Below are 11,242 nucleotides of genomic sequence, written 5' to 3' on the forward strand. Positions count from 1 at the left end.
CCTCTCCTAGAGGACCGGAAGTACCAGGCCGTTTAACAGGTAGCGGTAAATGAGAAACAGCACCACGAACAGGATGATGGGTGCTGCGATCAGCATCGCAGTCAGCGGGGAAATTCGAGAGGAAGCCTTTAGGGCCGCACTCTCACGGCCGGGCGCACGGGCACCCGGGAAAAGCTCCTCCTGCTCCAGCGACGGGATGCCGGCCGGGGTCCCGAGCAGCAACTTCAGGTTCTCTTGTTTCAGATGTTCCAGCTTGGCCTCGTCTCCTGGCCCGATATAGCGCCCCTTGAAACCAAGGGCGAGACAGAGGTAGTAGACTTCCCGCACCTCGCCCCGCGCCCCCAGCGCCTGCAGCCGGTCGAAGAGCTCCACCCCCGCCTCGGTGGTGCGGTAATAAAGCCGCTGCAGTTGCTCCCGCTGCCAGAGCTGCTTGTCCCTCCAGTCGGAACCTAAGAGCGTCTCGTCGACCCAGGAGCAGACCGCAAAGCGGGCCAGGTCGAACTCGTCGCTCGGGACCGGTTCCTTGCCGCAGGCCTGCTCAGCCTGCAGCAGCAACTGCGCAATATCCCCCTTCACCTCCTGATAGCTGCGGGACGTGTCGCGGCAATCGGCACGGAAGTCGACCACGAAAGCTATGAGCGGCATGAAAGAGTCGATCAATCGCATGGCGCACCCTCCGGGGGTCCCCTAGGACCTGGCAACGATCATGACCTGCACTTCTAGGTCAGCGGGAGCCTGGTCCCAGCTGAGCGCGATGTTATTCCACTTCTGCACCAGCTCCCACTGATCGCAGCGGCTATCTATGCTGAAAAAGAGGGAGGTGGAGCGGTGCGGCAGTTCGCGGGGGGGATCGGGAATATGCTCCAGGGCGATCCCCGGGAGCGCCTGGGAGATCAGCAGCGGCAGCCGTTCGCGTGCGGTCAGCTTCGCTGCGGTCGCGACCGAAGCCAGGACCAGTTTCGGATCCTCGTTCGTATTCAGCACCAGGTAAAACCTGCTGTGACCCTGGAAGTGCGCTGGCTTGAGATCGGAGGCGAACCAGGTCCCGTCGAAGGCGAGGGTCAGGGCGTATTCCGGCCCCGCAGTCACCTCGTTTAGCAGCTGGACGATGAGATCACGGGCCAGCCGAAAGCTCCACGCCAGCTCTTGGTGCCGGTACTGCGGCATGAGCCTTCCCCCGTCGGCTAGGGACTCACCGAAGGCACCGATGCTCTCCGAGAAGCAGGTGAGTTCCGCGGCGAGCTCCCCCAAAAGCCCGTAAACCTGCCAAGGGTGAACCTCAACCGCCTCGATCCAGTGGCTAAGGCTCGCGAGGTGCCGGCTCACGGTCCTGAGGGCTAGGAGGAAGACCAGATCCTTGGAACCGAACTCAGCCGCCTGAATGCCGCGTTCCTTCTTGTATCCCTCCAGCCAGCGGCAGCGGGAGGCCAGCTGTTCCCGGATTTCCTGGAGCAGATCGAGGAGCGCGGATGAGCCGGCCAGGGTGATGCAGGGGGGGATAAAGTCACGGGAAAGGACGGCAGTTTCGCCGCGCAGCGCGAGCCGGGCGACAGGGATGAGCAGGTAATCCCCCAACGACTCCAACTCGCTCTCCCAGAAAAGCTGCAGGGCCAAGGCCATCTGCCGCACCTCCGCCTGAGCCCCCCCGGCGTGGAGATCGGCACGGGGGGTGGCGTCGGAGTCGGCAACGAACCGCGTAGCTACCTTGAAGAGGGGGGCGCCAGGTAGCAAGGTGGTGACGTTCTGGCCGGCGGGACTCCATTTCTTCAGGCCAAGGTAGACGGTGCAGGCATCCCTTCCCGCCACAGCCTCTTCCAGGACCGGCCTGGACTCGACCCGCGCGTTCTCAGGGACGACGGCATAGGTGCCATCGGGAAAAAGGAAGGCGCCGGAGATTTCGAGGCTAGGTATCCCGCCGGCCGTGCACCTGATCTCCATCCGATGCACGCCCCAAAAGTCCGGCATGAGGCACAACTGGTACGGAGCCAGTTGCGACTGCAACGAGCGCTCTGACAGCTGGAAATGCTGGGGCTGCAGAAACAGCCCCTGGTGCCAGAATATAGGCCTCTCGATTGGCGTCATTTCACCCTCACCTGTCTTATTTCCTGTGCCCCCAGTTCGATACGGAGCACGCTCTCCCTCTGGTCCTCGGGAATTGTCGCGAGCGCGGTCATCTTCTTTTTGCCTGTGCTGTAGTAGCCGGTAGCTATTCCAAGGTACCGTGCACCGTTTCCCCTCTCGGCAATCTCTTTCAGTTCCTGCCCAGGCTGCACCACCACCTGCCGTACGTGCACCACCGTCCCGTCGAACCTGCCGCATTCAAGAAGTTTCGGCATCCCCTCGGTTCCCTGGGCCAGCCGCGTGAAGCTCTCGGCATCGCTTAACTGGTAGAGGCAAAGCACGAGCGCATGGGAGTTTTTCTCGTAGCGGTTCAGTTGAGGGTCCGCCGCAATTTCGAACAGGACCGAGTCCTTCGAATCATTTCCCCGCGCGCCGGCCGTTCCGCCGCCGGTCGAGCAACCGACACCAATTAAAGCCAGCAGCACCGCAACAAGCATTCTTTTCATGATCACTCCATCAGCCGTTTCCCAATGGGAACAGGCCCCCTACCCAAAGAGGAATAAACGTTGTGTTTCCGGTAGCTTGAAAGACGACCGCAGTTACACCCCCGACGACAGACAAGATTAACATAGTTTTATTAAGTGCAAACTTCGCGGAGATAAATTTTATTTTGGGCGGAAGGAATCGGGACGGACAGATTCTGCTGCCTCAACGCGCCCTAATTGTGATATAAACGGTGCTGTCTCAAAACCCACATGAGAAGGCAATCGGGAGGTATCAAATGTTTGGATTCGGCATGCCGGAGCTCATCGTCATTCTGGTCATCCTGCTGGTGGTTTTCGGCCCCGGCAAACTCCCGCAGTTGGGGGCATCGTTGGGAGGGGCAATCAGGAACTTCAAGAAGGCTCAAAATGAAGACGGCAAGGTGATAAACCCGCCGGACGAAGGGAAGCAGGACCAGGCCAGAAAGGAGCAGTAAGCGCCTTTACGGACGGCCAAGGGAATACGGGCGCAGCCCATGGAGGAGTGTTGATGGTAAAGGCAGTTTCATTCGTCGCAAAATCGGGGACGGGCAAGACCACTTTGCTCGAAAAGGTAATCGTGTCCCTTAAGGCCCGCGGCTACAAGGTCGGCGTCATCAAGCACGATGCGCACCGCTTCGACATCGACCACCCCGGCAAGGACAGCCACCGCCTCACCGCGGCAGGCGCCGACACCATGCTGATTTCGTCGCCGGAGAAACTGGCGCTGGTGAAGAGACACCGGGAGGCTCCTGCCATAGAGGAACTGATCGAGACCTATTTCTCCGATGTGGACATCGTCCTTACCGAGGGATTCAAGAAGAGCGGCATGCCGAAGATAGAGGTGAACCGCCTGGAACGGAGCGCTACGCTGCTTTGCCGCGGCGAGGTAACGGACCCGACGCTGATCGCCGTTGCCAGCGACGCTCCGCTGGAACTCGACGTGCCGGTGCTGGGCTTGAACGACCCGGAGGCCGTTGCCGATTTCATCGAGAAGACTTTTCTGCAGTAAAAGTTGCAGTTGGAAGGGGTTGCCGCGCCGCAGCCTAGACCAGCGAAGGGCAATAAAAAACCCGGCAAGCCAAAAGGCGCCGGGTTTTTTATTGCTGGCTCTGAAGTCCGCTGCAAGATCCGCTACAGGTCCGCTATCGGCCTCCTCACCCGAAGACAATTATCTTCTGTGACATCCGGGCTGTTCACCGTCTGCAGGCGAACCCCTTTACCTTTTCGATGCACTCCTTGAAGTTGATCGGCTTGGAGATGTAGTCGTCCATGCCGGCGTCGAGGCAGCGCCGCTGGTCTTCTTTCATGGCATGAGCCGTCATGGCTATGATGGGAATCCGCCCCCCCTGCTCCTGTTCCCGGATGGCGCGAGTGGCCTGAAAGCCATCCATACGCGGCATCTGCACATCCATCAGTATCAGGTCGTACTCCCCTTGCCGCCACATCTCAACGACCTTTGAGCCGTCCTCGGCGAAATCCACCGAGAACTGCAGCCTCTGCAGCATCGTTGCCAGCACCTGCCTGATAGTGGCGTCGTCTTCTGCAATCAGCAGGCGCAACCCGGCGAGCTCCTGTCCGCCGGGATCGGGTGCGACGCTCTCGCTCACGGCTACCTCGGCAGGCTGTTCGTCAGGGTGCGGGACGACCAGGCGCGCAGTGAAGGTGAAGGTGCTTCCCACCCCCTCCCCGCTTTCGAAACCGATCTCCCCCCCCATCCGCTGAACGATCTCCTTGCTGATGGCAAGGCCAAGGCCGGTCCCCCCGTAGTTGCGGGTATTGGAATCGTCGATCTGGCTGAAGGCCTGGAAGAGCAGGTGCCTCTTGTCCTGCGGAATCCCTATGCCCGTGTCGCTCACACGGAAGCGCAGCAGCAACTCTCCCTCAGGCGTTTTTTCCGCCACCTCGACCTGCACCGTTACCCGCCCCCGCTCCGTGAACTTCACGGCGTTGCCGACCAGGTTGGTCAGTACCTGGCGCAGCCTGACCTGGTCGCCGGCCACATGCGCCGGCAGGTCCTGCGCGAGGTCGAGCTCCAGCTCGAGCCCCTTGCGCTTCGCCTCGGGAGCGGCGATATCTACCGCCTCAGCTACGCAACTCTTGAGGGAAAAAGGCTTTAAATCCAGCGAATACTTCCCGGCTTCCACCTTGGAGAGATCGAGGATGTCGTTCAGTATCTGCAACAGCGATCGCCCCGAGCGGTAGGCGGTCCGGATGTAATCGCTTCGCTCCAGATCGGAAGGGGATTGCAGTGCCAGGTCCAGCATCCCCAGCACCCCCGTCATAGGGGTTCTCAGCTCATGGCTCATATTGGCAAGGAACTGGCTCTTGGTCCTGCTGGCCGCTTCTGCCGCCTGTTTGGCCTGCTGCAGATTCTCCTCGGTGGTTTTCCGCTCCATTGCTATGGAAACCTGATCCGCCACCGCCTTCATGAGCGAAAGGTCGTCCTCGCTGAAGGTTTTCCTGGTCCTGGTCCCGAAGGAGAGAGTCCCGAGCACCCGGCCGTGCGACATGAGAGGATGACAGGCATAGGCCGTGATGCCGAGCGATTTCACCAGTTCCGTACGTGGATCTGGCACCTCCGGAATGTTCTCGGCCACTATGCGGCAAGCATCCCTGGCAGCACAGCCACAGACCGCCACCCCGTACTCTAGGTACCGCAGGGACTCCGCGCATTCGGCGCTTATGCCGGCGCAGGCATTCAGGCGCAGACATCCCGCCTGCTCATCTACCAGGAAGTTGAAATAGGCATCGCAGGAAACATAGGACATCACCTTCTGGCACAACTCATCGACCAGTTGCTGCGGCGCGTCGCTTTCCAAGAGCCTGCTCGCGTTGGAGGCCAGCAGGTCCAGGCGCAGGTTCCCTCTTTGCAGGGCGGCTTCACTTTCCCGGCGCTCGGTGATGTCAACCGCCATGCAGACCACGAAACGCCGGCCATCCTGCAGGGTTCCCGGTGAAGATGCGCTGATGTTCCAATAACGAGAGCGCCCGTCACGGGTGAGAATCGACATCTCCCACCGAAAGCTCTGCCTGTTGCCGGCACAAAGTTCACTTACGGCCGTGCGTACGGCATCACAGTCCGCGGCAGAAACCGCCCGGTCGAGCCAGGCCTTCAGGGTCGGGATATCTTCCACAGCGTACCCGGTGAGTTCAGTCCAGGAACCGCTCACCTGTAACACCTCGCCATCCTCGGCATGCATGATGACAGGGATGGGCGCGTCTGCTATGGATCTGCGGAACTGCTCCCTGCTGAGCTCGAGGCTGCGAAACAACAGGGCAGCGGGATCCTCAATCCCCGTCACCACGATGGCCCGGTATACCAGGAAGGCGGAAAGAAGGAGAAAGAGATGCCCCAAGAGGTTTGCCGAACCATAAACGCTAACGTACTTGGTGAAGGCCACATCGGCCGCGGCCGCCGCCGTCAGCGACCAGATGAGCGCCCGCAGGACACGGGTATCGAAGGCCTCCTTCTTGGCAAGCAGCAGCATGGTGGCAGCTGCCAGGACGGCGATAATAACGTATTCGCTGTACACCTTGAACGGCGTCAACCCTGATCCTTCTACGAAGCAGTCAGGGAAGTTGCCCGAGAATACGGCGCTGACCAGCAAGGCGGTGATGCAGGCGAATGCAGTCAGCGTAACCGCCACCTTAAGCCTGCGGACGATGAACACAGGGGCTATGAGGAAGGAGAGGCTGAAGACGTATCGCGAAGCTATCCAGAACTGGGTGGGGAGATTGGCGTCATACCCGGGGAATATCGACAACCCCTTGTAGGCCAGTGTGTGCAAAAGCTCAAAGGTACCGGAAGAGAGAAAGGAGATGGCGAGAAACAAGAAGTAGTGATTATCCAGCTGCCTGCGTGAGTTCCATGCCACCACGAAAGAACCGAGCAGTACCAGGATGCAGAAGATTTCCACCAGGGCATGAAACAAGAGGTAAGAGCTGAGGCTGCTTACATAGAGTCCGCATACGGCAAAAGTAAATACGATGAAAGGAATTGCGGCGTCTCCGTCAGCTAGATCTGTCTTTGTTGCCATGCCACTCCTCGTATTCCAAGTCGCTCGGCCAGAATTCCTCAGCAGGTTAAGACAAGTAAAGCCGAAAGTCAAAGAAATCAAGGAGGCCGCAAAGGGGGACAGCCGCAAAGGGGGACAGGCTACTTTTTGTTTTGGAAAAGTAGCCTGTCCCCTTTTTATCCTTTTTTATCGCCAAGACCGTACTAGAAACGCGCCCCCGGCTCAGACATGCGGGTGGCAGGAGAGGCAGCCCGAGGTCGGGTGATCGGTTTCGGGAATTCCGGCGCGGTAGTGGACGGTCTGAGTGTGGCAGACCTGGCAAAGGCCCTGGTTGGTCGAAGTGTTCACCAAACCGTTCTCTATGTCGTTGAAGACGATCTCCTTGCCGTTGATGACGGCTCTGATCATCTTGAGGTTAGCGGAGCCGTGCGGGTCGTGGCACTGTGCGCAGGCCATGGCGGGGCTCCCCCCCTTGGTCAGGAAGTGGGTGCTCATGTTTTGGAAGGCTCCGGTGACCACCACCGAGGCGTTGTCGTGGCAGTACCTGCATTCGGCGTTTAGGCTCCCCTTCAATTACGGCTGCAGCCTGCTGCCGCCGTTTATGTGCCGCGCGTTGCGCTCGTGGCAGGCGGTGCACCCCCTCCCTATCGCGGAGGTCCCGTGTCCGGCCGTTGCAGCAAGGCTCTTGTCCGGCGCGGTGGCCCCGTTTATCACCGACAGGGCGCCGGTGTGGCAGCTCTCGCAGGTTACCGCTCCGGTGGTCCAGTTCACCTGCGCTGCATGGCAGGGGGTGCAGGTGCCGGTGCCGTTGCGCTGGTAGCCGAGCGTGCCGTTGAGGTCGATGCTCTGGTTGACGTGGTTGGCGCTGCTTAGGTTGTGGCAGGCCTGGCAGCCGGTCGAGTTTTGCGTGGTCAGCATCGGCCCGTAGGCGGCAGCCGAGGTGCTGAAGTGGGCGAAATGGGCGCCGCTTGCGATGAGAGCGCCGCCGAGACCTGGGGCCGTGGCATGGCAGGAGCCGCACGCGCCGGTGGCCTTCATGGTCCAGTTGGGCGAGGAGTAGACCCCTCTGCCGTTTGAGTGGCAGTAGCTCGTGGTGCAGGTGTCGGAGACGTCGATCTCGGTACCGAGGGCTGCGCCGGCGAAGGACATTTCCTTGATCCCGTTCACGTGCTTCGAGGCGTCCTTGATGCTGCTGTTGGTAGCGGCCGTTGCGGCGTGGCACACAGCGCAGCTGTAGCCACGCGAGAGGTGGCCCGTGTGGGCGTTGGTACCGGGGGCCGCGTCGTGGCAGGCGGAGCACTCCCCTGGGGTCCCGACGATGCTGTTCTTGCCGAAGGCCCAGGACGCGGTCTTGTAAACCGGCAGCGCACTGGAAGGTACCCCGTTACTGTGGCAGTAGTTGGTGAGGCAGCTCCCCGAGCCGGTCGGATCGTAGCTCGGAGTGGCGCCGTAGTAGGTCGCCGTGCCGGAAGGCGTCCTGAACACCTGTTGGAAATCCCCACTGGCGTGCTAGTTGCCGGAGTGGCAGGCAGCGCAGGTTAAGCCCCTGCTTGTGTGTGCCAGGTGCGGGGTGAGCGACTCGTCCTTGAAGACGCCGCTGGTAGCGTAGTTGGAGCTGCCGCTGCTGGCGTAGCCGCTCGGGCCGGCAGCGTTTATCTGCGGCGGATTGCCGTGGCAGGAGTTGCACCCTGCTGCGAATGAGCCGTCGACGCTGTCATGAACGTGGCAGCTGCGGCAGACGTTGGGGTCGAGGCTTGCGTGTTCGGGGGGGTAATTCCCGCCCGGAGCCGGGATGGCGTGGCAGGCCACGCAGACGCCGTCGGGGCCGGCCCAGTTGCTTCCTGCGTCCTTGTACTGGTTGACGACCTTCGTGTTGGTGGTCAGCGGTTTCATGTAGCGGCGCACCAGCCAGACGTTAGGCGCGGTGCCGTCCAGGGGGTCTACGTGGGCGGCGTGGCAGTCGGCGCACTGGATGTTTTGTCCCTTGCCGTTATGCGCCCGTTTGCCGGCGTGGCAGTTGGTACAGATGTTCACCTCATTGGCGCTCCCCCCCCTCACGTCGGTGCGCAAAAGCCGTCCTCTAGAGGAGGAAAGGAGCCCGAAGGTGGAGGAGGAAGCGTTGTCGAAGGTGCGCGCGTTGGAGTCGGCGTAGTGAGGGGCGTGGCAGGTGGTGCAGACCATCTTCCCACTCGGGAACAGCATGGCGGAAGTCGGGTTCGCCGAATTGGCGTTGACCGGGTCCTTGAAGAATTTTGACGGTGCCAGCTTCACCTTCGAGGTGGCGCTCGTGTAGTTGAAGTTGACCGGATGGGTGCCGCTTTGGACATCGCGCTGGTTGCGCTGGCGGTGGCAGTCGAGACAAAGGGTGTCGCCTGGGCGTCTCAGCAACAGATCTCCGGTGAACGAGTGGTGATTGTGGCAGCTGGTGCAACCGATTACTCCCGCCTTCGTGGGCCGAAGCGCGAGTATCGCTGGATCTGTCGAGATTTGCGCAGCTGCGGCCGGCATATTGACCGGTCCGGCCCAGTTGTGGGAGGTCTGCAACTGCTCGGACGGAAAGAGCCCCGTGTCGGTTGACCCGAACGGGTTCGCTATGTCACTGGCCGAGAACCCGCGCGCCATCGTCTGCGGGTTGTGGCACTTCAGGCAAAGGTTGTTGACACCGTCGGCGTCGACTAGTGTGGCTACGTAGACGCCGTCGATGAGCGCTATGGTATGACACCCCATGGTCCCAGAGCAGGACATATTGGATATGTGCGGCGACTCGATGGCAAAGGCAGTCGAGATGCGGCAGACCCGGGTTCCCCCCTCCGTCGATGCCGAACAGGTGCAGGCGCCCGTTCCCGTTCGCGACTATGAGGCGCTTGTTGAGCGGATCGAAGCCGAGCGCCATAGGATCCATGAAGGTGCCGCTCACCAGCCCGCTGAACCCGATGAACTTCAGGAAGGTGCCGATTCCAGCCGGGTCGAGCACCTGCACCTTGCTCATATGGAGGTCCGTCACGTACATCCGGTTCAACTGGCCGGCTTGGTCGTATTCGAAAGCCGCGCCTACTGGATATTGGAATTGGAGCGGGCCGGTGCCGTAAGTCCCGATGGACTTGACGAAAGCGTTGTTGCTGCCGGCGTCGAAAAACTGCAGACGGTGGTTGCCTGCATCGGCCACCACCACCTGGTCGGCAGCCTTCTCGTAGGAGACCCCGACCGGGAAGTCGAACTGCCCGGAGGCGTTACCGATCCCCCCGATGGTCTTCACCAGAGTTCCGGCCGAGGTGAAAATGGTTACGTTGTGCGCTTCGTTGTCGGCGACCCAGATATAGCCCCGGGCATCGACCGCAATGCCGATGGCGTATTTGAACTGCCCCAGCCCCGAGCCGAGGAGCAGCTTCTGGGCACCCTGCTGATCGAGCAGTGCTACCGAGGTCCCCATGCTCACCACCAAGTTGCCGCGGTTATCCAGGGCCACCGCGCGCGCGGGGGATGCTGTCCGGAACAACTGGAGCAACTTCCCCGAGAGATCGAACTTGTTGACGCCACCCTTGCGGGGGTCCGCCACGTAGTAGAAGCCACGCGGGTCCATCGCAATGGAGACCGGGGTGCCCAGGTTTTCGTACATGGGCGGTGTCAGCACAGTCGTCACCGGCGCCGTCCCGGCCATCGCGGTTGTCGTGGGAAAACGAAGCGAGCATGGCCAGCAGCATTGCGGCCCACCCTACCTTTTTCTGCAAAGAAACCAGCATGATAACTCCTCCTTGGTACAAGGTAAAAACTGCGCGTCAGCCATGGATGGATCAGGCGCAGGCGCGCCTCCGGGAAACCGAGACGCAGCGTAGCCGCCGGTCAAAATTAAGCGGTTGCTAATGCTCACGCCGTTCCTGAAATAGTTTTTTTATATGAATTATTTATTATTTTTTCCAATTGGAACCAATCAGTTACGGTTCTAATGTTCCGTCTATTGGAGTTTTCTAATATTGAGGAAAAGAGGGTTTCCTGCGAGGTATGAATTTCTTCCTTCTTCAGCGAGAGCAGCAGAGGCTTTCAAATTAAAAGGAAGAATGAATACAGATGCGGAAGGGAGGAAACTCGGGGTAAGGAGTGTGGCATTGGGGGGTGCGACGCTGGCGCAAAAGAAAGTTAAACCGTGGTACAGGCCGCGCGATTACAGGTGAGGCGAGGCGGCAACTGATTTGACACGGGGAGGGCAGCCTCAGGTTTTACTTTCGGGATGTTTTAGAGGGGTTGAAACGAGAAAACCCCGACCCACTGAGCGAAGGCTTCGGCAGATCGGGGCAAAAAATGAAGAATCCCGTAGATTCTCTGGCAGTTATTCTAACAGGTGGTCTTCTTATAATGTCAAACTTGCCCTCCCTACTGCGGCGGCTGCTCGGCGGGGGGAGTATGCGGTACCCAGTTGCCGCCGTCGAAGATGTACTCGATGTTGCTGGTGCTGCCCACCCAGATCATGCCCACTACCGCCTTGGGCGGAGCGGTGTCGCTCACCACCTTGCCGGTTGGCGGCAGCGACGGGAGGTCGCTTTCCGTGGCCAGCGTCGTCCCCCCGGGTACCGGTTCCGCAGCGCACACCGTGGCCCACAACAACAGAGTTCCCATAAAGCCGGACGCAATCAAGATCGTCACAAA

At 60.4% G+C, this 11,242-nt stretch carries 11 protein-coding genes; 2 read left to right on the forward strand and 9 right to left on the reverse strand.

Features of this window, described 5'->3' with window-relative positions; genetic code table 11:
• Positions 1–6: 6 nt before the first annotated feature.
• The 3 genes from K419_RS0104815 to tssJ are packed head-to-tail and all read right to left on the reverse strand — an operon-like array spanning position 7 to position 2,567.
• The gene (locus tag K419_RS0104815; RefSeq protein ID WP_026840592.1) at positions 7–666 is read right to left on the reverse strand and encodes a DotU family type IV/VI secretion system protein; all 660 of its coding nucleotides are present in this window, start codon (positions 664–666) and stop codon (positions 7–9) included.
• A 21-nt stretch (positions 667–687) separates the two neighbouring features.
• On the reverse strand, positions 688–2,082 hold the full coding sequence (gene tssK, locus K419_RS0104820; RefSeq protein ID WP_026840593.1) for a type VI secretion system baseplate subunit TssK: 1,395 nt from the start codon (positions 2,080–2,082) through the stop codon (positions 688–690).
• Complete coding sequence (gene tssJ / locus K419_RS0104825; RefSeq protein ID WP_026840594.1) at positions 2,079–2,567, reverse strand: type VI secretion system lipoprotein TssJ; 489 nt, start codon at positions 2,565–2,567, stop codon at positions 2,079–2,081. The genes tssK and tssJ overlap by 4 nt, the downstream gene beginning before the upstream one ends.
• 275 nt (positions 2,568–2,842) lie before the next feature.
• Between tssJ and K419_RS0104830 the strand changes: the two genes are divergently transcribed.
• Positions 2,843–3,040, forward strand: a complete 198-nt coding sequence (locus tag K419_RS0104830) for a twin-arginine translocase TatA/TatE family subunit (RefSeq protein WP_026840595.1) — start codon at positions 2,843–2,845, stop codon at positions 3,038–3,040.
• Between the two features lie 53 nt (positions 3,041–3,093).
• Complete coding sequence (gene mobB / locus K419_RS0104835) at positions 3,094–3,594, forward strand: molybdopterin-guanine dinucleotide biosynthesis protein B (protein WP_035496904.1); 501 nt, start codon at positions 3,094–3,096, stop codon at positions 3,592–3,594.
• A 184-nt stretch (positions 3,595–3,778) separates the two neighbouring features.
• Here mobB and K419_RS0104840 read toward each other — a convergent pair whose 3' ends face one another.
• The 6 genes from K419_RS0104840 to K419_RS0104865 form a co-directional block, all read right to left on the reverse strand.
• The gene (locus tag K419_RS0104840) at positions 3,779–6,622 is read right to left on the reverse strand and encodes an MASE3 domain-containing protein (RefSeq protein ID WP_026840597.1); all 2,844 of its coding nucleotides are present in this window, start codon (positions 6,620–6,622) and stop codon (positions 3,779–3,781) included.
• 201 nt (positions 6,623–6,823) lie between these two features.
• Positions 6,824–7,174 carry a cytochrome c3 family protein gene (locus K419_RS24030; protein ID WP_026840598.1) on the reverse strand — a complete coding sequence of 117 codons (351 nt, stop codon included), beginning with the start codon at positions 7,172–7,174 and terminating at the stop codon, positions 6,824–6,826.
• The gene (locus K419_RS24035) at positions 7,175–8,086 is read right to left on the reverse strand and encodes a CxxxxCH/CxxCH domain c-type cytochrome (RefSeq protein WP_026840599.1); all 912 of its coding nucleotides are present in this window, start codon (positions 8,084–8,086) and stop codon (positions 7,175–7,177) included.
• Between the two features lie 24 nt (positions 8,087–8,110).
• The gene (locus K419_RS24040) at positions 8,111–9,223 is read right to left on the reverse strand and encodes a cytochrome c3 family protein (protein WP_318842528.1); all 1,113 of its coding nucleotides are present in this window, start codon (positions 9,221–9,223) and stop codon (positions 8,111–8,113) included.
• The gene (locus tag K419_RS21615; protein ID WP_226377621.1) at positions 9,198–10,217 is read right to left on the reverse strand and encodes an NHL repeat-containing protein; all 1,020 of its coding nucleotides are present in this window, start codon (positions 10,215–10,217) and stop codon (positions 9,198–9,200) included. Before K419_RS21615 ends, K419_RS24040 begins: the two co-directional genes overlap by 26 nt.
• Positions 10,218–10,969: 752 nt before the next feature.
• Positions 10,970–11,239: a hypothetical protein gene (locus K419_RS0104865; protein ID WP_156912174.1), complete on the reverse strand. Its 270-nt coding sequence runs from the start codon at positions 11,237–11,239 to the stop codon at positions 10,970–10,972.
• Positions 11,240–11,242: the final 3 nt, after the last annotated feature.

The sequence above is a fragment of the Citrifermentans bremense R1 genome (genome assembly GCF_000426865.1).
Lineage (GTDB): Bacteria > Desulfobacterota > Desulfuromonadia > Geobacterales > Geobacteraceae > Geomonas > Geomonas bremensis.

Bases quoted from the DNA above. Each gene is read 5' to 3' on its own strand.
- tssK (WP_026840593.1), bottom strand. From the start codon at position 2,082: ATGACGCCAATCGAGAGGCCTATATTCTGGCACCAGGGGCTGTTTCTG.
- K419_RS21615 (WP_226377621.1), bottom strand. From the start codon at position 10,217: ATGTACGAAAACCTGGGCACCCCGGTCTCCATTGCGATGGACCCGCGT.
- K419_RS0104840 (WP_026840597.1), bottom strand. From the start codon at position 6,622: ATGGCAACAAAGACAGATCTAGCTGACGGAGACGCCGCAATTCCTTTC.
- K419_RS0104815 (WP_026840592.1), bottom strand. From the start codon at position 666: ATGCGATTGATCGACTCTTTCATGCCGCTCATAGCTTTCGTGGTCGAC.
- tssJ (WP_026840594.1), bottom strand. From the start codon at position 2,567: ATGAAAAGAATGCTTGTTGCGGTGCTGCTGGCTTTAATTGGTGTCGGT.
- K419_RS0104830 (WP_026840595.1), top strand. From the start codon at position 2,843: ATGTTTGGATTCGGCATGCCGGAGCTCATCGTCATTCTGGTCATCCTG.
- K419_RS24040 (WP_318842528.1), bottom strand. From the start codon at position 9,223: ATGGCGCGCGGGTTCTCGGCCAGTGACATAGCGAACCCGTTCGGGTCA.
- mobB (WP_035496904.1), top strand. From the start codon at position 3,094: ATGGTAAAGGCAGTTTCATTCGTCGCAAAATCGGGGACGGGCAAGACC.